Source organism: Paraburkholderia sp. CHISQ3, assembly GCF_030464945.1.
Taxonomy (GTDB): domain Bacteria; phylum Pseudomonadota; class Gammaproteobacteria; order Burkholderiales; family Burkholderiaceae; genus Paraburkholderia; species Paraburkholderia megapolitana.
In genome coordinates this window covers 259,556-283,803 of record NZ_JALPRG010000009.1, presented here as the reverse complement: position 1 = coordinate 283,803, position 24,248 = coordinate 259,556, and the positions used below count along the sequence as shown (strand labels likewise).

At 63.6% G+C, this 24,248-nt stretch carries 18 protein-coding genes; 10 read left to right on the top strand and 8 right to left on the bottom strand.

The window, feature by feature from the left end:
* Positions 1 to 167 precede the first annotated feature (167 nt).
* The 4 genes from M0D65_RS22355 to M0D65_RS22340 all read left to right on the top strand — a co-directional run bounded on the left by M0D65_RS22355 (position 168) and on the right by M0D65_RS22340 (position 5,765).
* Positions 168 to 1,457 carry an MFS transporter gene (locus tag M0D65_RS22355; protein ID WP_091012242.1) on the top strand — a complete coding sequence of 430 codons (1,290 nt, stop codon included), beginning with the start codon at positions 168 to 170 and terminating at the stop codon, positions 1,455 to 1,457.
* Between the two features lie 47 nt (positions 1,458 to 1,504).
* A complete protein-coding gene (locus M0D65_RS22350) occupies positions 1,505 to 2,236 on the top strand; it encodes a 2-keto-4-pentenoate hydratase (RefSeq protein WP_266254653.1) in 732 nt (243 codons plus the stop codon).
* Positions 2,237 to 2,273: 37 nt separating this feature from the next.
* The gene (locus tag M0D65_RS22345; protein WP_266254606.1) at positions 2,274 to 5,312 is read left to right on the top strand and encodes an FAD-binding and (Fe-S)-binding domain-containing protein; all 3,039 of its coding nucleotides are present in this window, start codon (positions 2,274 to 2,276) and stop codon (positions 5,310 to 5,312) included.
* A gap of 174 nt (positions 5,313 to 5,486) precedes the next feature.
* Positions 5,487 to 5,765: a DUF4148 domain-containing protein gene (locus M0D65_RS22340; RefSeq protein WP_266254605.1), complete on the top strand. Its 279-nt coding sequence runs from the start codon at positions 5,487 to 5,489 to the stop codon at positions 5,763 to 5,765.
* Between the two features lie 18 nt (positions 5,766 to 5,783).
* Here M0D65_RS22340 and M0D65_RS22335 read toward each other — a convergent pair whose 3' ends face one another.
* Positions 5,784 to 7,172, bottom strand: coding sequence for a heavy metal sensor histidine kinase (locus M0D65_RS22335; RefSeq protein WP_266254604.1), 1,389 nt, complete (start codon positions 7,170 to 7,172; stop codon positions 5,784 to 5,786).
* A complete protein-coding gene (locus M0D65_RS22330) occupies positions 7,172 to 7,846 on the bottom strand; it encodes a heavy metal response regulator transcription factor (protein WP_266254603.1) in 675 nt (224 codons plus the stop codon). The genes M0D65_RS22335 and M0D65_RS22330 overlap by 1 nt, the downstream gene beginning before the upstream one ends.
* A gap of 192 nt (positions 7,847 to 8,038) precedes the next feature.
* Between M0D65_RS22330 and M0D65_RS22325 the strand changes: the two genes are divergently transcribed.
* The 3 genes from M0D65_RS22325 to M0D65_RS22315 are packed head-to-tail and all read left to right on the top strand — an operon-like array spanning position 8,039 to position 14,012.
* Positions 8,039 to 11,260 carry an efflux RND transporter permease subunit gene (locus M0D65_RS22325; protein WP_266254602.1) on the top strand — a complete coding sequence of 1,074 codons (3,222 nt, stop codon included), beginning with the start codon at positions 8,039 to 8,041 and terminating at the stop codon, positions 11,258 to 11,260.
* 29 nt (positions 11,261 to 11,289) lie between these two features.
* On the top strand, positions 11,290 to 12,507 hold the full coding sequence (locus M0D65_RS22320; RefSeq protein WP_266254601.1) for an efflux RND transporter periplasmic adaptor subunit: 1,218 nt from the start codon (positions 11,290 to 11,292) through the stop codon (positions 12,505 to 12,507).
* Complete coding sequence (locus tag M0D65_RS22315; RefSeq protein ID WP_266254600.1) at positions 12,504 to 14,012, top strand: efflux transporter outer membrane subunit; 1,509 nt, start codon at positions 12,504 to 12,506, stop codon at positions 14,010 to 14,012. Before M0D65_RS22320 ends, M0D65_RS22315 begins: the two co-directional genes overlap by 4 nt.
* 115 nt (positions 14,013 to 14,127) lie before the next feature.
* Here M0D65_RS22315 and M0D65_RS22310 read toward each other — a convergent pair whose 3' ends face one another.
* The 3 genes from M0D65_RS22310 to M0D65_RS22300 form a co-directional block, all read right to left on the bottom strand.
* Positions 14,128 to 15,084, bottom strand: coding sequence for a threonine/serine dehydratase (locus M0D65_RS22310; RefSeq protein ID WP_266254599.1), 957 nt, complete (start codon positions 15,082 to 15,084; stop codon positions 14,128 to 14,130).
* Between the two features lie 6 nt (positions 15,085 to 15,090).
* Entirely contained in the window at positions 15,091 to 16,221 is a 1,131-nt protein-coding gene (locus M0D65_RS22305; protein ID WP_266254598.1) for an aminotransferase, read from the bottom strand.
* A 237-nt stretch (positions 16,222 to 16,458) separates the two neighbouring features.
* Entirely contained in the window at positions 16,459 to 17,421 is a 963-nt protein-coding gene (locus M0D65_RS22300) for a helix-turn-helix domain-containing protein (RefSeq protein WP_266254597.1), read from the bottom strand.
* Positions 17,422 to 17,560: 139 nt separating this feature from the next.
* On the opposite strand from M0D65_RS22300, the gene M0D65_RS22295 reads away from it, so the two are divergent.
* Positions 17,561 to 18,460: a DMT family transporter gene (locus tag M0D65_RS22295; RefSeq protein WP_266254596.1), complete on the top strand. Its 900-nt coding sequence runs from the start codon at positions 17,561 to 17,563 to the stop codon at positions 18,458 to 18,460.
* A gap of 116 nt (positions 18,461 to 18,576) precedes the next feature.
* On the opposite strand, the gene M0D65_RS22290 is transcribed toward M0D65_RS22295, so the two are convergent.
* Positions 18,577 to 20,016: an MFS transporter gene (locus M0D65_RS22290; RefSeq protein WP_308076698.1), complete on the bottom strand. Its 1,440-nt coding sequence runs from the start codon at positions 20,014 to 20,016 to the stop codon at positions 18,577 to 18,579.
* A gap of 146 nt (positions 20,017 to 20,162) precedes the next feature.
* On the opposite strand from M0D65_RS22290, the gene M0D65_RS22285 reads away from it, so the two are divergent.
* The gene (locus M0D65_RS22285) at positions 20,163 to 21,035 is read left to right on the top strand and encodes a LysR family transcriptional regulator (RefSeq protein ID WP_091012268.1); all 873 of its coding nucleotides are present in this window, start codon (positions 20,163 to 20,165) and stop codon (positions 21,033 to 21,035) included.
* A 112-nt stretch (positions 21,036 to 21,147) separates the two neighbouring features.
* On the opposite strand, the gene M0D65_RS22280 is transcribed toward M0D65_RS22285, so the two are convergent.
* The gene (locus tag M0D65_RS22280) at positions 21,148 to 22,383 is read right to left on the bottom strand and encodes a diaminopropionate ammonia-lyase (protein ID WP_266254594.1); all 1,236 of its coding nucleotides are present in this window, start codon (positions 22,381 to 22,383) and stop codon (positions 21,148 to 21,150) included.
* A gap of 25 nt (positions 22,384 to 22,408) precedes the next feature.
* Complete coding sequence (locus M0D65_RS22275) at positions 22,409 to 23,590, bottom strand: M20 aminoacylase family protein (protein WP_266254593.1); 1,182 nt, start codon at positions 23,588 to 23,590, stop codon at positions 22,409 to 22,411.
* A 152-nt stretch (positions 23,591 to 23,742) separates the two neighbouring features.
* On the opposite strand from M0D65_RS22275, the gene M0D65_RS22270 reads away from it, so the two are divergent.
* On the top strand, positions 23,743 to 24,216 hold the full coding sequence (locus tag M0D65_RS22270; protein WP_091012851.1) for an Lrp/AsnC family transcriptional regulator: 474 nt from the start codon (positions 23,743 to 23,745) through the stop codon (positions 24,214 to 24,216).
* Positions 24,217 to 24,248: the final 32 nt, after the last annotated feature.

Below are 24,248 nucleotides of genomic sequence, written 5' to 3'. Positions count from 1 at the left end.
GGCGCTCGGCGTCGGGTCGAGCAAACCCCGCAAACCCGGCAGGCATCACACGTCGGTATCACATTAGCGAGTGGCGAACCGGACTGCGCGAACTGAACGCAGCCGTTCACCCCATGCGGGCGCCGGACCCACACCGGCGCGCCGTCGACCAGCAACGGAGACAAACGATGAAGCGGTTTCGCGTGACCAGTCCGACCAGTATCGTTCTCATCATGCTGTGCATCATGTACTTCATCACGTACCTCGACCGCGTCAACGTCAGCACTGCGGCGGCCGGGTTCGGCAAGGAGTTTCAGCTGTCGCATACCGAAGTCGGACTGGTGTTCTCGGCGTTCGCGTATCCGTATCTCGTGTTCCAGATTGTCGGCGGCTGGGTAAGCGATCGTTTCGGCGCGAAGCGCACTCTGATCGCGTGCGGTGCGATCTGGGCACTGGCCACGCTGCTGACGGGTTTTGCCGGAGGTCTCACGTCGCTGCTCGCCGCTCGCCTTCTGCTCGGCTTCGGTGAGGGCGCCACGTTTCCGGCGGCCACCGCCGCGATGTCGCGCTGGGTTGCGAAAGAACGGCGCGGCTTCGCGCAGGGCATCACGCATGCCGCAGCGCGCATCGGCAACGCCATCGCTCCCGGTGCGATCGTGCTCGTGATGGCGACGTGGGGCTGGCGCGAATCGTTCTATATCTGCGGCGCGATCAGTCTGTTGTGGGTGATTGTGTGGGCGGTGACGTTCACCGAATATCCGAAGGATCATCCGCGTATCACGACGGACGAACTCGACGTGTTGCCCGCGCCGAAACCGAAAGCCGCCGACGTGCCGTGGCGGCGTCTCTTCAAGCGCATGACGCCGGTCACGATTGTGTACTTCTGCTACGGCTGGACGTTGTGGCTGTTTCTGAGCTGGATTCCACAGTACTTCCTGCATAGCTATCAGCTCGATCTGAAGAAGTCGGCGGTGTTTGCCTCGGCGGTGTTTTTCGCGGGGGTGCTGGGCGATACGCTCGGCGGCGTGGTGACCGATCGTCTGTTCGAACGCACGCGCAGCCTGAAGCGGGCGCGCAGCTGGATGGTGTCGATCTGCATGCTGCTTACCCTGCTTTCGCTGGTGCCGTTGATGTTCGTGCACAACCTGTATGTCTCGATGGTATGTCTCGCGGGCGGCTTCTTCTTTGCGGAAATGACGATCGGTCCGATGTGGGCGATTCCGATGGACATCGCGCCGCAGTATTCGGGCACCGCGAGCGGCATGATGAATACCGGCTCTGCGCTCGCGGCGATCATCTCGCCGGTTTTCTCGGGTTTCCTGATCGATACGTTCGGTAGCTGGGAGCTGCCGTTTGCCGGCAGCATGCTGTTGATGGCGATTGGCGTCGTGCTCGCGTTCCGCATGCAGCCCGACAGCCGTTTCGAACTGGACGTGCCCCCAGGCGCACATCCGCCGGTAACAGGAGTCGGAGCATGAGCTCGTTCGCCGGGCGCCTGGATGCGCCACTTCATGCATTGAGCGAGATGCTCGCGAGTGCCCGCGCGGCGCGTACGCGGCTCGACGCACCCGCACCGGACCTCGTGCCTGCAGACGCCGATGCCGCGTATGCGATCCAGCACGAGACGCTGTGGCTTGCCGATGCGCGCATCGGCGGCTGGAAGGTTGGCGCGAAATCGCCGGTAGCGGCGGTGCAGGGCGCACCGTTGCCGGCTGCCGGCATCCACGCGAGCGGTGCGCGCCTGACGCGCAGCGAGTACGTGCCGGCGGGTCTCGAGCTGGAGATCGCGTTTCGTTTTGCGCGCCGCTTCGAACCATCGAATGAGCCGTACAGCGATGCCGAAGTACTCGCAGGTATCGATGGGATCGCTGCCGCCGTCGAGATCGTGGCGAGTCGCTACACGGGCTGGCCCGAAATCGACCGGCTTGCGCAGCTCGCCGATCTGCAGAATCACGGGGCGCTGATTGTCGGCGAGTTCACGCGTTATCGCACGGACTTCCCGTTCGTCGCACCCGCGTTGCAACTTCACTTTGAAGGTCGCGACGTGTTGCACAACGCACCGTCGAATCCAGCGGGCGATCCGCGGCGGTTGCTGCCATGGCTCGTCAATCATTGCACTCGCAAGCTGCGCATTGCAGTGACGCCCGAATGGGTGATCACGACTGGCTCGTACACCGGCATGTTCTTCCCGGAAACCGCGGGCGAACTGAGCGGGCATATCGATGGCCTCGCTCCGGTGAATCTCGTGCTGCGTTGAACGTAGCGTGTAGCCCATCTCCCCGATCGACGACCTCATGACGAATCCCACTGCTTCACTGCTCGCGCAACCGATTCATCTGGTGCCGACCGCGTCGCGCATGTTGACGCCGCTCGCAAGCCGCCTGCGCAGTGCGCTGCAAGGAGACGTGCTGTTCGATGCAGCCAGCCGCGGCCGCTATGCAACCGATGCGTCGATCTATCAGATCACGCCGCTCGGCGTCGTCGTGCCGCGCGATCAGGACGATCTGCGCATCGCGCTCGAAGTCGCGCGCGGCGAAAAAGTGCCGGTGCTTGCGCGCGGCGCGGGCACGAGCCAGTGCGGACAGACGGTAGGCGAAGCGCTGGTGATCGATACGAGCAAATGGCTGAACAACATCGTCGCGTTCGATGCAGCCGCGCGCACCGTCACCGTCGAACCCGGCGTCGTGCTCGATCATCTGAACGCGTGGCTGAAGCCACATGGCTTGTGGTTTCCGGTGGATGTATCGACGGCTGCGCAGTGCACGATCGGCGGAATGGCCGGCAACAACTCGTGCGGCTCGCGCTCGATCGAATACGGCAACATGGTGCACAACGTCGACGCGATCGATGCCGTGCTTGCGGACGGTACAAACGCGCGCTTTGGGTCGTTGCATACGGCGCCGGACGGTGCGTGGATGCAGCAGATCGTCGATGGATTGAAACGCATCGCGTTGCGCGAACGCGATGAGATCGTCGAACGCGTGCCGAAAGTGTTGCGTCGTGTGGGCGGCTATAACATCGACCTGTTCGACTGCCAGAACCCGCGCGCCTATACCGACGATGGTTCGGCGAACCTCGCGCATCTGCTGGTCGGCTCGGAAGGCACGCTCGCGTTCAGTCGGCAGCTGACGTTGAAGCTTGCGCCATTGCCGGCACACAAGGCACTCGGCGTCGTGAACTTCCCGACTTTCCGGCAGGCGATGGAACTCACGCAACACATCGTCAAGCTGCATCCGGTTGCAGTCGAACTGGTCGATCGCACGATGATCGATCTCGCGATCGGCAACCCGGCGTTTCGTCCGGTGATCGAGCAGGCGCTGGTTGGCGCGCCAGAAGCGATCCTGCTGGTCGAGTTCGCCGGCGATGCGCGCGATGTGCAGCTCGCCGCGCTCGGCCAACTGACCGAGTTGATGGGCGATCTTGGCTTGCCCGGGTCGGTCGTGCAGATGCCGGACGCGAATGCGCAAAAGGCCTTGTGGGAAGTGCGCAAGGCCGGTCTGAACATCATGATGAGCATGAAGGGCGACGGTAAGCCGGTGTCGTTTATCGAAGATTGCGCGGTGCCGCTCGAACATCTCGCCGACTACACGAGCCGCCTGACCGAGGTGTTTCATCGTCACGGCACCGAAGGCACGTGGTACGCGCACGCGAGCGTTGGCACGCTGCACGTGCGGCCGATTCTCGACATGCGTCGTGACGGCGCGCACAAGATGCGCGCCATCGCAGATGAAGCGGCGGCGCTCGTGCGCGAATACAAGGGCGCGTATTCGGGCGAGCACGGCGACGGGTTGTGTCGCGGCGAATGGATCGCGTGGCAGTACGGTCCGCGTTTGAACCGGGCATTCGGAGAGATCAAGCAGCTGCTCGATCCGGACAACCGCTTCAATCCGGACAAGATCGTGCGTCCGCCGGCGATGGATGACGCACGTCATTTCCGCTTCGCGCCTGGGTATCGCGAGCGCGCGCTGACTCCCGCGCTCGACTGGTCCGCATGGAACGTCGAACGCGATCCGTTGACCGGCGCCGAAACGCCGGCCGGTAGCGGCGGCGATCTGACCGGCGGGCTCGCGAAAGCGGTCGAAATGTGCAACAACAACGGCCATTGCCGCAAGTTCGATGCGGGCACGATGTGCCCGAGCTATCGCGTGACGAAGGACGAGCAACATGTCACGCGTGGTCGCGCGAACACACTGCGCCTCGCGCTGTCGGGACAGCTCGGCGATGCCGGGCTGGCTAGCGTCGAAGTGAAGGATGCGCTCGACCTGTGTGTGTCGTGCAAGGGCTGCAAGCGCGATTGCCCGACCGGCGTCGATATGGCGAAGCTGAAGATCGAAGCGCGTGCGGCCTGGGCTGGCCGCCATGGTGTGCGGATGCGCGAGAAGCTGGTCGCGTACCTGCCGCGGTATGCGCCGTTTGCGAGTCGTATGCCTCGACTCGTCGCGCTGGCGAACAACGTACCGGTGTTGTCCGCATGGACGCGGCGCATGCTCGGCTTCGCGGCGCAGCGCGCGTTGCCGCGTTTCAGCAAATCGTTTCTGTCGACGGTACCGCCGCTTGTTGCGCCAGTGTCGAACGCAGTCGCGCAGAAAGAGGTGTTGCTGTTCGTCGATACGTTCAACAACCATATCGAACCCGACAACGCGCGTGCAGCGCAACGCGTGCTGGAAGCGGCGGGTTATACGGTGCATTTCAACACGGTGGCAGGCGAGCGGCCGTTGTGTTGCGGCCGTACGTTTCTCGCGGCCGGGCTCGTCGATGAAGCGAAGCGGGAAGCGCGCCGCATGCTCGATGCGTTGCGACCGTTCGTCGCGCGCGGTGTGCCGGTGGTCGGCCTCGAACCGTCGTGCCTACTTACTTTGCGCGATGAATTCCTGCACTACGGCTTCGGCGACGATGCCGTGAAGCTGTCGAAGCTTGCTTTCCTGTTTGAAGAATTTCTCGTTCGCGAGGCAGAGGCGGGACGGATGCAGCTCGATCTGCAGCCGTTGCCGGAGGCGTCACAGGCGCTCGTGCATGGGCATTGTCATCAGAAAGCGTTTGCTGCGTTCACCCCGGTGCAGACCGTGCTGGGATGGATTCCGCAGCTGAAGGTGTCGACGGTGGAGTCGTCGTGCTGTGGGATGGCCGGTAGCTTCGGGTATGAGGCCGAGCACTACGATGCGTCGCTGGCGATGGCGGAGTTGTCGCTGCTGCCGGCTGTGCGGCGCGCGGGTGCGGATACGGTGACGGTGGCGGACGGTACGAGTTGCCGGCATCAGATTCATGACGGCGCGGGTGTCGATGCGCTGCATGTTGTGCGGGTGCTGGAGCGGGCGCTGAAAGCAGCGAGCTAGTCGTTTTATCGCTGCCTGAAGCGATAACCCAACACGAGGTTACAGATTCGTCATGTCCGCGTCACCGCGACGCAAACCGCTGCTGCCGAGAATGGGTTCGTAGCCTGATAGCTACGTGTCCGGTGAAGCACGAGGCAATCGTGAAGCCGGCAAACCCTTACTCAGGAGCCTCTCATGAAACCCATTCGATATGCCGTACTCGCCACACTCGTTGGCGCGATGTTCTCGTTCGGTCAAGCCGCGTTCGCGCAGAACGTGGACCCTGGCAATGCCGCAGTGAATACCGGCAAGACCCGCGCCGAGGTTCGCGCCGAGCTGATCCGGGCCGAAGCGGACGGGCTGCTTCCCGTTTCGAAGACCGACTACCCGCCGTCAGCACAGACGATTGCCCGCAACCGCACCGAATATCAGGCGCGCTACATGCACGACAACGTCAGTACCGCAGCGAAATGACGGAGAACTGCCAGGTGCTCAGCGGAGCGGAAAATGCAGATGGAACTGCGTGGCGGTTGTGTCGCTTTCGACGGATGCACTGCCGCCGTGCAGTTCCATGATGGTTCGCACGATGGCAAGTCCCAGGCCGGTCGAGCCCGACGGATTACTGCGCGATTCGTCGACGCGGTAGAAGCGGTCGAACAGCCGCGACAGATGTTGTTGCGCGATCGGTGTGCCGGGATTGGCGACCGTCACCGTTACCCCGTCGTGAGTTTCGCTGGCTGTCAGCGTGACTGTGTCGCCCCGCGGCGTATAACGCAACGCGTTCGCCAGCAGATTGCTGACCGCGCGGCGAAACAGATCGATGTCCGCATGCAACTGGCCGCTCGCCGCGACTTGAATCGCGATGCCCGCATCGTCGGCGATGCCTTCGAAGTATTCGGCCACGCGCTGAAGCTCGTCGCGCACAGGAAAGCGGGTTGCCGTCGTCATGTATTGCGGATTGTCGGCGCGGGCGAGAAACAGCACGTTTTCCACCATCCGCGACAAACGCTCGCACTCTTCGATATTCGATATCAGCACGGCCTGATATTCGTCGGCCGAGCGTGAACGCGCGAGCGCCACTTCGCTTGCGCCGCGCATATTGCCGAGCGGCGTGCGCAGATCGTGCGCGAGATCCGCGGTGAATTGCGACAGCCGTTGAAAACCTAGTTCGAGCCGCGCGAGCATCGAGTTCAGCGCGCTGACGAGAGCCGCAAGTTCGCGCGGTACGCCGCCGGACGGAATGCGCGTATCGAGTTTGCCCACCGTGACATGGGTTGCGCTGCCTGCGATATCGCGCAGCGGGCGCAACGATACGCGCACGGCGAGATAGCCGAGCACGAGCGTCGCCAGCAGCGCGCTCAGCGTCGTCAGGTACAACGTGTTGCGATAGCGTGCGAGCAGTGCTTCGCGATCGCTCATCTCGCGCCCCACTACAGCGTCCACCACCGAGCCATCGCTCAGCGCGATATCGGTGGCAACGCCGCGCATCGTCAGGCCGCCCGGCGTATGCCACTCCTGCACGTCGTGCTCGAGAATCCGGTTCGTTGGTTTTACTTCCTTCAGGTCGCCGATCGCAATGTGTGATGGATTGCGATCGAGCAGCACGTGACCGCTTTCGTCCTGCACTCTCAGGAAGAACGCCTGATTGCCGAGCACGAGGCTGTCGAGCCGGGATTCGTGCAGCACGACGCCTTGTGGCGAATCCAGTTCTTCGGCAAGGCGTCGCAGATGCCGGGCAGTCAGCACCAGGTCGAAATCGTCCTGGGCACGGATTTGCTGCGCCATCGCGTGATACAGCACGCCACCGCCCACACCGAATACCAGCACGGTGATCAGCGCAAACCAGGTCGCGAGTCTGGCGGTCAGGGAGAGTTCACGCATCATGCGTCCTTCACTTCGAGCACATAGCCGACCCCGCGCACGGTGTGCACCAGCTTCACGGCATAGTTGTCGTCGATCTTCGCGCGCAACCGGCGAATCGCCACATCGACGACGTTAGTGTCGCTATCGAAATTCATGTCCCACACATACGACGCGATCTGCGTGCGGCTCAGCACTTCGCCGCTGCGTCGCGCGAGCAGATGCAGCAACGCGAACTCGCGCGGCGTGAGGTCGATGCGCTGGCCCGCGCGCCGCACCTTGCGCTGGTTCGCGTTGATCTCGAGGTCGCCGATCGTCAGTGTGTCGCTCTCGCGCGTCTGGCCGCGGCGCGCCAGTGTGCGCACCCGGGCGAGCAGTTCGACGAATGCGAACGGTTTGATCAGATAGTCGTCGGCGCCGAGTTCGAGGCCGCGTACGCGATCTTCGATCTCGTCGCGCGCGGTCAGAAACAGGACCGGCGTGTCCTTGCGGCCCCGCAATTCCTGCAGTACCTGCCAGCCGTCCATGCCTGGCAGCATCACGTCGAGCACGACGACGTCGTACGATTCTTCGAGTGCCAGGTGCAGGCCGTCTACGCCGCTGCGCGCCACGTCAACCACGAAGCCCGACTCTTCCAGACCCTTCTTGAGGTAATCGCCAGCCTTCGGTTCGTCTTCGATCACGAGGACCTTCATCGCAGTCGCCCTCCATCGGGTTGCTTTCGGGTTGGTCTAGTTTGCCGTCGGTTTCGAGCCCGGCAGATGCTGCCGATGATACCCGGGCGGCGCCTCGCGGTTCATTACGGGTTTGTCATGCAGGCGCAATCGCGACGCAAAACGCGGCTCACTAGACTGCGGCCATTGCTTCCCTTCAGGCGTCGTCTTCTCATGTGGATCGTCAAAGTCGCTCTCCGTCGCCCGTACACGTTCGTCGTGCTGGCGCTGCTGCTTCTGATCATCGGGCCGCTGATGATCCTGCGCACGCCCGTCGATATTTTCCCGAACATCGACATCCCGGTGATCAGCATCGTGTGGAGCTACACCGGCATGTCGTCGGAGGATATGGCGCACCGCATCGTCTCGCCGTATGAACGCGCCTTGACCTCGGATGTCGGCGATATCGAGCATGTCGAATCGCAGTCGCTCAACGGTGTGGCGGTCATCAAGGTGTTTTTTCACCCGGGTGCGGATATCACGCGGGCCATGACGGAGGCGTCGACGAGCGCCCAGTCGCTGCTGCGCGTGCTGCCGCCCGGCACGCTACCGCCGCTCGTGCTGACGTATAACGCGTCGACAGTACCGATCATGGAACTGGCGCTGTCGAGCAAGACGCTCCCGGAACAGACGCTCTACGACCTCGGCAACAACTTTATCCGCACGCAACTGGCCACCGTCGAAGGGGCGGCCGTACCGATTCCGTACGGCGGCAAGGTGCGGCAGATCATGGTCGATATCAACGAGCAGGCACTCCAGGCGAAGCACCTGACACCCACGGATGTGGTCAATGCCGTCAACGCGCAGAACCTGGTGTTGCCGGGCGGCACGGCCAAGATCGGCACCTTCGAATACAACGTGAACATGAACGGCGCGGCGCGCTCGGTGGCGGAACTGAACGCGATCCCGATCCGCACGCAGCCCGACGGCACCGTGACCTATGTGCGCGACGTCGCCACCGTACGCGACGGTTATGCACCGCAGACCAATATCGTGCGCCATGACGGTCAGCGTGCCGCGCTACTCGAAGTGGAAAAGAGCGGCAATGTGTCGACGCTCGACATCATTGCCAATATCAAGAGCTTGCTGCCGCGGATTCGCGCCGAAATGCCGAGCGCGCTCGATATCCAGACCGTCACGGACCAGTCCGTATTCGTCAAGTCCGCGGTGCGGGGCGTGATTCGCGAAGGGCTGATTGCGGCGGGTCTGACCGCGGTGATGATCCTGCTGTTTCTCGGCAGCTGGCGCGCGACGTTGATCATTGCGATCTCGATTCCGCTCGCGATGATCTCGTCGCTGATCATGCTGTCGCTGCTCGGCCAGACCATCAACATCATGACGCTCGGCGGGCTGGCGCTGGCGGTCGGGATTCTGGTTGACGACGCGACGGTCGCGATCGAGAACATCACGCACCATCTCGAGAAAGGCCAGCCCTTGCTGCAGGCGATTCTCGACGGGTCCGGCGAGATCGCCGTGCCGACCCTGATCTCGACGCTGTCCATCTGCATCGTGTTCGTACCGATGCTGCTGCTGTCCGGTGTGGCCCGCTATCTGTTCACGCCGCTTGCGGAAGCCGTAGTGTTCGCGATGCTGGCCTCGTATTTTCTGTCGCGCACGCTGGTGCCGACGCTGGCGATGTACCTGCTGCGCCGCTCGCGTCCGGCAGGCGAGGAAGGCATCCAGTACACACGTTCGCTGAACCGCTTCGAGCGCTTCCAGAAGCGTTTCGAAGCGGGCTTCGAAGGGCTGCGGGACCGTTACCAGCGTGTGCTCGAGCGGGCACTCGTTACGCCGCGGCGCTTTATCGCGGGCTTTCTGCTTGTGTGTATCGGCTCGCTGGCGCTGGTGCCGTTTCTCGGTCGCGATTTCTTTCCGCAGATCGATTCCGGGCAGATCCGTCTGCATATGCGGGCGAAGACCGGCACGCGCATCGAGCAGACCGCGCGCCTCGCCGACGAAATCGAGAACAGCATTCGCGCCGTGATTCCGGCCAGCGAGCTCACCACCATCGTCGACAACATCGGTCTGCCGACCAGCGGTATCAACCTGTCGTACAGCAGCTCCGCGCCGATCGGCTCGGCCGATGCGGACATCCTGATCACGCTGAACGCAAACCACAAGCCGACCGCGCAGTACGTTGCGAAGCTGCGGCAGATGCTCGACGAGCAATTCCCGGCCGTGACGTTTTCGTTCCTGCCCGCCGACATGGTCAGCCAGATTCTCAACTTCGGACTGCCGGCTCCGATCGACATTCAGGTGGTCGGTAACAACCTCAACGACAACCGTGCCTTCGCCGATACGTTGCTGAACAAACTGCGCAATGTAGAGGGACTCGTCGATCTGCGCATCCAGCAGCCGGATGACCAGCCGGCGATCGATGTCGACGTCGACCGCACGAAAGCACTGCAGGCAAGACTGCAACAGCAGGACGTCGCGCGCAGTCTGCTGATCGCGCTCTCGGGCAGCTCGCAGACTTCGCCGAACTTCTGGCTCAATCCGCAGAACGGTGTGAGCTACCCGGTGACGACGGAAGCGCCGCAATACGACATCAACTCGCTGCAGGCGCTCGCCAATATCCCGCTAGCGTCGACCTTCACGCCGGGCACCGGCGGCTCGGGCAGTAACGCGGGCGGCGTGAGCGGCATTCTCGGTTCGCTCGGCACGTTCTCGCGAGCAACCGAGCAGGCAGTGGTGTCGCACTACAACGTGCAGCCGGTGATCGATATCTTCGGCTCGGTGCAGGGCCGCGATCTTGGCGGTGTAGCGACGGACGTGACGAAGATCGTGGACGCCTCCAAAGCGGACTTGCCGCGCGGCGTGCGTGTCGTGATTCGCGGCCAGGTGCAGACCATGCAGAGTTCGTTCGACGGTCTGGCGATGGGCATCGCCTTCGCGGTGCTGCTCGTGTACCTGCTGATGGTGGTCAATTTCCAGTCGTGGCTCGATCCTCTCGTGATCATCGCCGGTTTGCCCGGTGCGATGACCGGCATCGTGTGGATGCTGTTCGTGACACGCACGACGCTGAGCGTGCCCGCATTGACCGGCGCCATGATGTGCATCGGCGTGGCGACGGCTAACAGCATTCTGGTGGTGAACTTCGCACGCGAGCAACTGGCGCAAGGCATGGCACCGCTGCAGGCGGCGCTGGCCGCCGGTGTCGGGCGGTTTCGTCCGGTGCTGATGACGGCGCTCGCAATGGTGATCGGCATGGTGCCGATGGCGCTCGGCATGGGCGACGGCGGCGAGCAGAACGCACCGCTCGGTAGGGCGGTAATCGGCGGCCTGATGATCGGCACGGTCACGACGCTGATCTTCCTGCCGGTGGTGTTCTCGCTCGTGCACGGCTGGCTCGCGAAGCGCCGGCCGCACGGTGTGCCGCAATCCGACCTGACCTGATCTCATCTGACTTGACCGGAGTACGTCGTATGTCCACTCAACATCCCGAGTCCGCACCGGCTGCGGTCGACCGCAAGCGTCGCGCGTTGCGTCTTGCTGCAATCGCCGCGGGCCTGGCACTGGCGCTGGCCGTGGGCATCGTGCCGCGACTCGATGCGCGCGCCGCGTTGCGACGGCAAACCGCGGCGCTTGCCGTGCAGGCCGTCCAGATTACGCAACCCGTCGTCGCGCCGCCGGACCAGACGCTGGTGTTGCCCGCCGATATCGAGGCCAATCAGCAGACGGCGATTTTTGCGCGCACCAACGGTTATCTGAAGGCCTGGTATGCGGACATCGGCACGCATGTGAAAGCCGGCCAGTTGCTGGCGAGGATCGATGCCCCCGAAGTGGATGCCGCGCTTCGTCAGGCCCGCGCGGATGCGCAGCAGGCGCAGGCGAACGATCAGCTTGCCGAGGTCACGGCGACGCGCTGGCAACAGCTTGTGCAGACGCATGCGGTCTCGCAGCAGGAAACGGATATGAAGGAAAGCGATGCGCAAGCCAAACACGCGGCGCTCGCAGCAGCGCAGTCGAACGTGGCACGGCTTGCGCAAATGCAGTCGTATGAGAAAGTCTATGCACCGTTCGATGGCGTCATCACCGCGCGCAACGTCGACGTCGGCGCGTTGATCGATGCGGGTAGCGCTGGTGGTCCCTCGAAAGAGATGTTCGATCTGGCGCAGACGAGCCTGCTGCGCGTCTATGCGGATGTGCCGCAGAACGAAGTGGGCACGTCGCTGGACGGCACACCGGCGTGCCTCGAGATCGCGCAATTTCCAGGCCGCTGCGTGCCGGGGACGGTGGCGCGCAACAGCGGCGCAATCAATCCGGTCACCCGCACGCTGCGCATCGAGGTCGACGTGCCGAATGCGGACGGTGCGGTGCTGCCGGGTTCGTTCGGCCAGATACGCGTATCGGTGCGCAGCGCGAGGCCGGGCCTGTCGCTGCCGGTCAACACCTTGCTGTACCGGCCACAGGGCTTGCAGGTCGCCACCGTCGATGCGCAGCAGAAAGTGCTGCTGAAGACGATCAAACCCGGCCGTGACTTCGGCATGCGGATCGAAGTGACGGACGGACTCGCCGCGACGGACCGGGTGATTCTCAATCCGTCTGACTCGATTACCGATGGTCAGGCCGTGAGGGTATTGAGTAGTGCGGGTACGGGAACCTCGAACGCCACAGCGAATGGCGCGGGAGGTCGCTCATGAAGCTCAGACCGTTCGACCTTGTGCGGTTGTACTCGGTCCGCTCGCTGCTGCTCGGTACGCTCTGTGTGGCCAGCGTGTTGAGCGCGACAGGCTGCTCGATTGGACCGGATTATGTGCGACCCACGGTGACGGTGCCCGCGGCTTATAAGGAGAACGGCACCGGGAGCGGCGTGCTGTCGACAGCCGGCGGCGAGGCATCCGGAGCGTCATTGCAGGCCGACTCCGGCTGGATTGCCGCCGCGCCCGCCGATACCGAACCGCGCGGCGCATGGTGGACGCACTTCAACGACCCGCAACTGACGGCACTCGAAGCACGCGTCAACGTGTCGAACCAGACGATCCAGAAGGCCGTCGCGCAGCTTCAGGAAGCGCGCGCAATGGTGCAGGCCGCGCACGCCGCGTATCTGCCGACGGTCGGCGCCACCGCTAACGCGAGCCGCCTGCACGATTCGGCGAATGTGATCGGCCATCAGCAGACGGCTGGCAGGACATTCGGCGACTATGGGGGCGCGCTCGATGCGAGCTGGGAGCCGGATCTGTGGGGCCGGATTGCGCATGAAAACGATGCGGCGCGCGCCGGTGCCGAGGCGAGCGCGGCCGATCTCGAGAGCGTACGTCTAGGCGTGCATGCCGAACTGGCGGTCGACTACTTCAACCTGCGCGGACTCGACGCGTCAAAACAGTTGTTCGACGAGAGGATTGCCGACTACCGGCAGACGCTCGATCTGACCAAAAGCCGCTTCACGGTCGGCGTGTCGTCGCAGGCAGACGTGAGCGAGGCAGAGACGCAACTGCAGGTGACCGAAGCGCAGGATATCGACCTCGGTGTTGCCCGCGCGCAATACGAGCACGCGATTGCGACGCTGACGGGCGTGCCCGCGTCGACGTTCACGTTAGCGCCTGCCACTGCGGATTTCGCGCCGCCTGCGATTCCAGTGGGGTTGCCTTCGGAACTGCTGCAGCGCCGGCCCGACATCGCCGCTGCCGAGCGACGCGTCGCAGCGGCCAACGACCAGATCGGCATTGCGCAATCCGCGTTCTTTCCCGATCTGGTGTTGTCGGCCACTGGAGGCATCGAGAGTTCGACACTGACGAACTGGCTCACTGCGCCGTCGCAGATGTGGGCGATCGGGCCGGCGCTGGTCGGCACCCTGTTCGATGGCGGTCGGCGTCACGCGATGACCGAGAAGGCGCGGGCGCAATACGATGCCAGCGTGGCCGATTATCGCCAAACCGTGCTGACCGCCTTCCAGCAGGTGGAAGACAACCTCGCGTCGCTGCGTATCTTGCATCAGGAGGCCAGCAAGCAGAATGAAGCTGTGGCGTCGGCCCAGAAGACCCTGCAGCTTGCATTGGACCAGTACCGGATCGGGACGATGGGCTATCTCGAAGTGGTGACCGCGCAGAGCACGGCATTGACGAATGAGCGGACCGCTGTCGATCTGGAGCGTCGTCAGATGGACGCCAGCGTTTTGCTCGTCAAGGCGCTGGGGGGAATCTGGTAACCCGGGACGACCTGCGCGGCACCGTACAGCGAGTCAAGGAAGGACATTCGTACGGGTTGCGCGGATTATTGTGTCGCTTCGAAACGCACGATGACATCGGGCATCGTCTGGATCTTCATTGCACCGCCGCGACGAACTTGTCGAGCATGATGTTACGCCCGCATAGAACGACCGCGACTGCCTTGCCGCGATAGGCAGCAGCACATCGCAGCATGCTCGCGAGCGCAACGCCGGCCGCGCCTTCAACCATCCAGCGATCAGTCTGCGCAAGGCGTTTCATCGCAGCCTTGATCTCGTCTTCCGAAACCAGCACCGTCCTGTCGATCAAACGCCGTGCAAGCGCGAACGTGATCGCACCAGGCTCGACACCGCCCGCAGTGCCGTCCGAGATCGTATCGGTTTCGTCGACGTCGATCACCTTGCCGGCCTCCAGGCATCGATAGAGCGCCGGCGCGTTGGTTGGCCAGCAACCGACGATATCGGTAGTCGGGCTCGCCTGTTCGAGCGCGGCGCCGATGCCCGAGATCATTCCGCCGCCGCCCACCGATGCGAACACCGCCGCAAGCTGTGAATGTTGCTCCGCGAGTTCGATACCGATCGTGCCTTGTCCGGCGATCACGTCGATGTCGTTGTACGGCGGCACGAACGGCAGGCCATCGCGTTGCGCGCGACGCGCGGCTTCGAGTTCGACTTCGAGTGTCGAGGCATCGATTGTCACGACGTTCGCGCCGAGCGCCCGCATTGCTTCGAGCTTTACAGGCGATGCAGCCACCGACGCATATACAGTGACCGGCACGCCGGCGAGCTTGCCGGCCAGTGCCACACCCTGACCGTGATTACCGGTCGACACAGCGGCGATGCCGTTACGACGCAGCACGGGATCGAGCAGGCGCAGCTTGTTCGTCGCGCCGCGGAACTTGAACGAGCCCGTGTGCTGTAGATGTTCACACTTGAGGTACACGTCGCAGCCGGTCGCGGCGGACAGCAGCGGACTATGCGTGAGCGGCGTCACTGCAACCTGCGGCCGGATCGCGCGATGGGCTTCGACGATGCGCTCGTACAGTTGATCCATGGTCGCTTACCTCGGTGCAGCGTATGTGGTCAGAAACTCGGAGACGCGTGCAAGTCCCGCTTCGAGCACCGCACGGCTGTTGGTGTAGCCGATACGCACGTAGCCTTCCATGTCGAGCGCGCTACCGGGCGTGAACATCACGCCAGTCTTCTCCAGCAACGCAACGCAGAAGTCACGCGACGAAACCGGCAGATCGACGCGCACCAGCGCCGTCGTGCCGGACTTCGGTTTCACATACGAGAGCACGGGTTCTTTAGCGATCCACGCATCGAGCACCGCGAGGTTGGTGCGAAGGATCTCGTGATTGCGCTTCAGCAACGCGGCGCGGTTCTCCAGCGCAATCGACGCGAACAGATCGTTGAGCATGCCGACGCTGATCGTGTTGTAGTCGCGGTGAATCTGCACACGGCCGATCAGTTCGACCGGCGCGACGATCCAGCCTACCCGCAGGCCCGCAAGCGACCACGTTTTTGACATGCTGCCGGTGCTGATGCCCTTTTCGTACAGGTCCGCAACCGATGCGGTGAAGCCGTCACCATGCTGATCGGTGCCGCGATAGACCTCATCGCACAGAATGTACGCGCCGCAGGACCGCGCAATCGCGACGAGCGCTTCGAGGAACGGCCGCTCCATGAGCGAGCCGGTGGGGTTGTTCGGATTGTTGATCGCGATGAGCCGCGTGTCGGGCCGGATCATGCGCTTGAGTTCGTCGAGGTCGGGCAGGAAACCGTTCTCGGGACGCAGTCGCAGAATCTCCACCTGCGCGCCATAGCTCTCCGGAATCGAATAGTGCTGCTGGTACGTGGGCAACACCGAGATAACGTGATCGCCAGGTTCGACGAGGGTTTCGTAGACCAGCGCGTTCGCGCTGATCGCACCGTGTGTGATCAGCACGTTCGGCACGGCTTGCTTCTCATACAACAACGCGACGTTTGAACGGAGCCGCTCGGTACCGTCGATGGCTCCGTAGGTCAGCTTCATCGGCAGCACGTCGGCCAGGATCGCATCCTTCTTGCCAGCGAGATCGAGCAGCTCTTCGACAGTCAGCGATTCCACACAGGTTTCGGCCAGATTCAGCTCGCAGTGGTTTTCGTACTGATCCATCCAGCGCTCGACACCGAATTCCCTGATCTTCATGACTTCTGCCTCACCGGTTGGGTACGCGTTTCGTTGCTTGCATATGCCGTCGTACGTAGCTCGCGACGTATAAGCGAACGAGTATAGACTAAAAGTCTCAAGTGGACGAATTAGAATAAATCGTGTCGAAGCGGTCGTGGACGGGCCGCGGCAACAGGCACCGGGCAGAAAAGACGGAAGAAGTGCGTAGTCGAACCCGGCGAATTTTCAAGCGAACAGCCACACAGGCCACTCGTATCAAGCCGCCTGCACAGCCTGCCGAAAAACCACCGGCGCAACCCCAAACGCCTCGCGAAACCGGTGACTAAAGTGGCTGGCATTCGCATACCCACACGCCGCAGCAACCTGCACTAGCGGAAGCGCGGTCGTACGCAACAGCGTACGTGCACGTTCCAGACGCTGCTGCGCAACCCACGCATGCGGCGGCAAACCGAACGATGTGCGAAACATCCGGGCAAAGTGGAATTCCGACAAACCCGCGACACCGGCAAGCTCACCGAGCGTAATCGATTGCGTCAAATGACTATCGATGTAGTCACGCAGCCTGCGGCGTATCGCCACCGACAACCCGCCCTTCAATGCCGCGCCGATCCGGCGCACACCCTGCGAACGCAGCAGCAGACTTAGAACTTCGTGTGCTGTTTCGTTGGTCCGCAGCCGCCCATCCGGATCATCCCACTGCTCGAACACCAGCGACTGACACAAGCTGGCGATACGCGCATCCTCAAAGTAAGTGCGATCGGCAAGCGTCATTTCGCGCGGCTCGCGGTCCAGTTCCTGAACGGCGCGCTGCGTGAAATGCTCGGGCAGGAAGTACAGATGGATGAAGTGCATATGGCCGCGCACCCACCAGCGCGATTCGTGATCGCCGGGCAGCGCGCACAGACGGCTCGGCGCGCCGAAGCGGCCCGGCAGCTTCTGGCGCTCGGTGCGGTAGCCGCCGTCCAGATAGCACGACAGTGTGTGATGGCCAGGCTGTTCGTAGACGGTTTCCGCTTCTTCAGTGAGGCGTGTCCATTCGGCGACGGCCAGGTGGTCGCCGAGCCATGCAAAACGTTCGAGCGTTGCGTTGGCGTCGCGCAGCGTATGACATACCGATTGCAGGCCGAACGGGGTATCGGCGGAACCGGCTTGCGGAATGGGCGCTCCGGCAGGCAGCAAAACGGCGTCGGGAGCGGGAGGCGATGAGCGGCGGGACATGATGGGTGAAGTATAGAGCGTGAGCTGTCAGCACTGCCCGCGCCAGCGAAAAAGTGCGCAATCCTGGACAAGCGGCCCGACGGCGTGCGGCGCATAGTCGTGCTCCGGGATTGTCCGGGTCCTTTTACCGCAAGCCGTCATGAATCTTTCGCTCTACGCGCTGACCGTCCTGATCTGGGGCACCACCTGGATTGCCATCAAGTGGCAGCTCGGCGTCGTGGCGCCGCCGGTGTCGATTGCGTGGCGCTTCTGGCTCGCCGCGGCAGTGCTGTTCGCGCTGCTGCGTGTGATGCGTCGGCCCGTGCTCCCGCCGCGCGAGGCATGGCGCTTTCTTGTCGCGCAGGGCCTCGCGTTGTTCTGCGTGAATTTCCTGTGCTTCTACTACGCGGAGCAGGTCGTGCCGAGCGGTCTCGTAGCGGTCGTGTTTTCCACGGCGCCGCTGTTGAATTCGCTCAATGGCCGGTTGTTCATGGGGCGGCCGCTGCAACCGGCGGCGATCGTCGGCGCGTTGCTCGGCCTTGCCGGTATCGTGTGCCTGTTCCTGCAACAGATGGCCGGCCACATCGGCGACCACGCTACGTGGCTCGGCCTCGGCATCGCGTTTCTCGGCACGCTGTGCTTTTCGGCAGGCAATCTGCTGTCGAGCCGGATGCAATCGATGGGGCTGCATCCGCTCGTGACCAATAGCTGGGCGATGCTGATCGGTGCCGTCGTGCTGACGGTTGGCAGTGCGCTTGCGGGTCTGCCGTTCACGGTCGAACCGACTGCGCGCTATCTGGGCGCGCTTGCGTATCTCGCGGTGCCGGGCTCGGTGATTGGTTTCACTGCGTATCTGACGCTCGTCGGGCGGATCGGGCCGGAGCGCGCGGCGTACTGCACGGTGCTGTTTCCGATCGTGGCGCTTGCGGTATCGACGGTATTCGAGGGCTACCAGTGGTCCGCACTCGCCGTGCTCGGCCTCGTGCTCGTCGTCGCCGGCAACCTCGTTGCATTTAATCTGACGCGGCGGTTCTTCGTGCGGCCAGCTGTGTCACGGTAGATCGCAGGCCGCGTGGATCTGCGCGAAGCAGCGTGGCCGGACGCCAAAGGTGAGAAGGTTCGGGAGTTGTGCGTATGGAGGTCTAGCTACGGATCGCCGCGCGCAAGCTCACGCGATTACCGCGCGGCATTCCGCTTGCTCGCCGTAGTCGCCGTAGCCGTGCCGGCCACCACCGCTGCGATCGCATAGGTCGTAAAACCCACCGCGCCCACCACCCACAACGCCACCGAAAGATGCGGCGCAAGAATCGTCGCAGCCCCCGCGATGGCGACGCCGAACAGACTGCCCGACTGACGCAACGCGTTGAGCAGACCCGACGCCACACCGGCCAGTTCAGCGGGCACCTGTTCGAGTACCGTCGAGATCATCGGTGCAACTGACAGCGCCGTGCCCATACCGAAGGCGACCATCGTGCCGTACACCAGCAGCCACGGCGCGTGCGCCTCGAGCAGTGCGGCCATCGCGGGGACAGCGCACGCGGCGAGTCCAAGGCCGCTCGCCATCAGTTGAGTCGCGCTGAAACGACCATGCAGCTTGCCCGACAGCAGGTTGCCGAGCGACAGGCTTGCTGCGAGCGGCAGCAACGTAAGCCCGGTCTGCCGTGCATTGAGCCCGAGCTCGCCATGCAGATACAGACTCAGCACAAACAGCAACCCGAAGTAGCCGATATAGACGAGCGTGCCGGCAAGGTTCATCGCGACGAACACGCGATTGCGGAACCAGTGCACGGGCACCATTGGATCGTGCGCGCGCCGCTCGACGGCAATCAGCGTCAGCGTGGCGAGCCCCGCGACGAGTGCCGCCACCCAGACTTCGCGTGACGCGAGGCCGCGGGTAGGCAGCTCGATGGCGGCGTAGCAGAGCGCACCGAGCGCGACCATGCTCGCGAGCTGGCCGCCCCAGTCGAAGCGTCGCGCGCGGCTGCGTGTGGCGCTTCGCACGACGATCCACGCGCCCGCAAGCGCGGCGAGGCCGGTCGGTACATTGATCAGAAACGCGCTGCGCCAGCCGAAGCCGTCCACCAGCACGCCACCCGCGACCGGTCCAATCGACGCCGCCACCGATGCAATGCCGGCCCACATCGCAATCGCGCGGGCTCGTTCGCGTGGATCTTCGAACGTGCTGCGCACGATTGCCAGCGACGCCGGCAGGAACAGCGCGGCGCCCATGCCTTGCACGAAGCGCGCGACGATCAGCGGGCCGACCGTCGGCGCCAGTCCGCACGCCGCGGATGCTCCGACGAACAGCGCCAGTCCCCACAGGTAGACGGTTTTCGCGCCGAAGCGATCGGAGGCGAGACCGCCGGCGAGGATCAGCGCGGCAAAGCTCAGCGTGTACGCATCGACGATCCACGCGAGCCCGCCGACGCTCGCGTGCAGATCGGCGCGCAGCGCGGGCAGCGCGACGTTGACGATTGTCGTGTCGAGCACCGCCATGAACATGCCGCTCGCGACGAGCGCGAGCGTCAGGCGGCGCTGGTTGGCGATGCGGCGTGCCGCGGCGTCGTCGGTCGACGTCGTAGCAGGAGACAGCGGGGCAAGTGCGCAATCGGCCATGGCGGGTTCCTGATTCATAGCCTGCAGTCTACAAACGTTCTACGATGCAATAAAGCAGTGATTTCGCAGGTATATGATGCAGAATTGCATCATCGGGCGAGGGTACGTCGGGACGTGCAAGACCCCGTACAAGGAGGCGGAAGACGATGAACTGGGACAACGCACGCTATTTTCTGGCCGTAGCGCGGGTGGGCACGCTGCGCGGCGCGGCGGCGCGCCTGAGCGTCGATCAGGCAACGGTCGGCAGGCGCATTGCCGCGCTCGAAGAAACGCTGGCCGCGCGGCTCTTCCTGCGCACGCCGACGTTGTACGTACTGACGCCGGCGGGCGAGGCGCTGCTGGAACCGGCCGAATCGATGGAGCAGGCTGCGTTGCAGATCGAGCGTCGCGTCGCGGGGCTCGACGACCAGCTGTCCGGCACGATCCGCGTCGCGACGACCGATTCGCTGGCGAAGCGCTTCGTGATTCCCGCCATCGCGCGGGTACGCAAGGAGCATCCAGGCATCGACATCGTCTGTCTGACTTCGCCGGCCATCGCCAACCTGACGCGACGCGAGGCCGATCTCGCGATCCGCACGCTGCGGCCCGACGCGCCGGACCTGATCGCGCGGCGGCTGGCCCAGCTCGAAGCGGGTCTCTACGCGTCGCATTCGTATGTGGCGGCGCGCGGCGAGCCGCGTGAAGGCGAAGCGTTCGAAGGACACGACCTCGTGATGTACGAGCAGCCGGTCGTGCCGTCGATGTGGGACGCGTTATGCGGCGAGCCGACGACGCGCGGGCGCGTGGTGTTTCAGACCTCGTCGACGATGATGCTGTTCGAGGCCGCCTGCGCCGGGCTCGGTGTGACCGAGTTGCCGTGCTTTCGTGCCGACCACGAGCCGCAGCTGGTGCGCGTGATGCCGCAGCGCACCGATCGCTTCGATGCTTGGCTCGTCGCGCATGCCGACCTGTACAAGACCGCGCGGATGCAGGCGTTGATCGCGGCCGTGACCGATGAGTTTGCTTCGCTCGCGCATTGAGTGCGGACGGTGTGCGTTCTGCGTCAACGCGAGGGGATCTTGAGCGGACCCGGTTGATCGCCGCGCATACCGCTCACGGGCCATTGCGGGGCGGTGTATTGAGCGTTTCGCTTTAACGGCTGCCAGGGTGACGCGCTTGCGCAGCAAGCACATCGTCCGCGCTACGGCCGACGAGTTCGCGATAAAGAGCCGGCGCGGTTGCCCCTTCGGTGTTGATTAGCAACACACGTGAAGCTGCATCGAGTGCCGCACGTTCGCGCCACTCGGCGTGGTTTACAAGCGCGATCAGGCCCGCGAGTCCCGCCACACCCGATTCACCGCCGACAATCGGTACATCCCGCGGCCCGCCTGCAGCGATGAGCCGCATCGCGGCGATGGCTTCGTCGTCATCGACGGTCATGAAGCCGTCCACCGACGGCGCCAGAAAACGCCACGCCAACGGCGAAGTCGCACCGCACGCAAGCCCGGCCATCACCGAATCGACCGAACCGGTCGCGAGCGCCGCGCGCTGTGCGAGCGCGCTTTGCAGCAGGCAGTCGGCTTGCTGCGGCTCGACGACGATAAACGTCGGTCGCTGCGCGCCCCACATCTCCGCAAAATAACTGACGATGCCGGCGGCGAGCCCACCCACGCCACCCTGCAACAGTACGTGCGTAAACGGACAGTCGGTTACGTGCGACGCGCCGCCGGCCTGTTCGATCGCTTCGGCGGCGATCGTGCCGTAGCCCTGCATCACATCGCGTGGAATCTCTTCGTAGCCGTCCCACGACGTGTCCGACACGACATGCCAGCCATGTTCCTCGGCAAGACGCGCGGCCTCGACTACCGACGCATCGTAATTGCCGTCGATGCGAATCACGCGTGCACCGAACGCCGCAATCGATGCAGCCCGCTCGTCGCTCACGTGCCGATGAATCACGATCACGCAGCGGCAGCCGATGCTCTGCGCAGCGGCAGCCAGCGCGCGGCCGTGATTGCCGTCGGTGGCGCTGACGACAGTGAAGCTGCCGAGCGCCTCCGCGTGCCGCCCGGCAAACAGATCCGCCGCGCTCCATCCCTGCGCGGCAAACTGCCTGATGATCAATCGCACGAGCGCAATCGGCGCACCGAGCACCTTGAAGCTGCCAGCCGACGCGCGCTTCGATTCATCCTTGAGCGCAAGCTGCGCGATGCCGAGGCGCGCGGCGAGATCGGGCAGCGACCACAGCGGAGTCGGTCCGGCCGCAAGCATCGGCCAGTGCGCGAGCCAGCGACGGCTTTCTTCGGCGCGCTCGATACTCATGATCTGCCGCAGCGCTGCGTCGTAGGTGTCGCGCACGGCTTGCGGGTTGGTGATGAACGTCGTCATATCGTCTTGTACAGGTGGTTTCGATTTACTGTGCGAGGCGCGGCAATCGCAGGCGCGCAATTTCGGCGAAGTAGCGTGCGCCGGTTACCAGCACATCGTCGTTGAAGTCGTAGTGCGCGTTGTGCAGCGGCGTGCTACCGCGGCCGTCGCCACTACCATCGCCGTTGCCGATAAACGCAAAGGCACCCGGCACGACACGCAAGAAGGCGCCGAAGTCTTCGGAGATCATCATCGGCGGGACGTTTGCCTCGACACGCTCGGCTCCGACGATGCGCGTCGCCGCTTCGACGACGGTCGGCACACAGCTTTCCCAGTTCACCGTCGGCGCGAACTCGTGCGTGTATTCGAACGTGCATTGCGCGCCGTTTAACGCGCACAATCCCTCGCTGATTTCGCGCATGCGTTTTTCGAGCAGCGCCTGCACCTCCGGCGTATAGCTGCGCGTATCGCCCTTGATGATCACGTTGCCCGGAATCGCATTACGGATGCCGTCGGTGAGAATCTCGGTGCACGAGATGACGGCGGGCACGCCGGGGTCGAGCGTGCGCGACACGATGGTTTGCAACGCGAGCACGATCTGCGCGGCAATCACGATCGGATCGACACCCATGTGCGGCCGCGCCGCGTGCGTGCCGCGCCCCTTCACGTGGATCGTGAAGTTGTCTTCGCTGGCCATGATGCCGCCCACGCGCGTGGCGATGTGTCCTGCCGGCATGCCAGGCATGTTGTGCACGCCGTAGATCTCGTCGACGGGAAAGCGTTCGAACAGGCCGTCGTCGATCATCGCTTTCGCACCGCGGCCATGCTCTTCCGCCGGCTGGAAGATGAAGCGCACGGTGCCCTCGAAGTCGCGCCGCTCGCACAGCAGTTGTGCGGCGCCGAGAATCATCGTCATGTGGCCGTCGTGTCCGCACGCGTGCGACTTACCGGCGATCTGCGACGCGTAGGGGCGGGCGGTTGCATCCTCGGCGATGTTTAGCGCGTCCATCTCGGCACGCAAACCGATTACGCCACGGCCGCTACCAAGTGTCAGACTCGCGACCAGCCCTGTTTTGCCGATGCCGCGATGCACTTCCATGCCGAGTCCGCCTAACACCTGCGCGACGAAGTCTGACGTGTGCGCTTCCTCGAAGCCGGTTTCCGGATGACGGTGCAGGCCGTGACGCCATTGCGTCAGTTGCTGCTCGAACGAGGTTGCAGTGCTCATGACGACGACTCCGGAAAAGGAATGGTGCAACGAGTATAAAAGCGGTCCATGAGACGTTTTCCCAGCAAATACCAGATCAATGAGAAAACTTTGCACAGTTGCCTGCGAGAATGGAAAATCCGTTCATCGGATTACACGGACTGGAGGCTGCGATGACGCTCGATCGTCTCGATGTGCAGATACTGAACCTGCTTCAGGAGGACGCATCGATGCCGCTGCGCGCGCTGGCGGAGCGTGTGCATAGCTCGGTGGCGACATGCCAGCGGCGTATCAACCAGTTGAAGGCAGACGGCGTGCTGATCCGGCAGGTCGCGATCGTCGACCGCATGCGCGTGGGCCGTGCGCTAACCGCGTTTGTCTCCGTCGAACTCGATCGGCAGAACAACGCACTGCTGCGCGCATTCGAAAAGAGAATGGCCGCGGAAGCCGACGTGATGGCCTGCTACGAAGTATCCGGCGAATTCGATTTCATGCTGATTGTCAATTCGACATCGATGGATGCTTATCACGCGTTTACGCGACGCGTTTTCTCGTCGAACAACAACGTGCGCAATTTCAAAAGCAACTTTGCGATGAACTGCTCGAAATTCGAAACGAAGATCGCGCTCGACGAACCGTCGGACTAATGCGCCGAATGGACGACTACTCGCGATCGGTA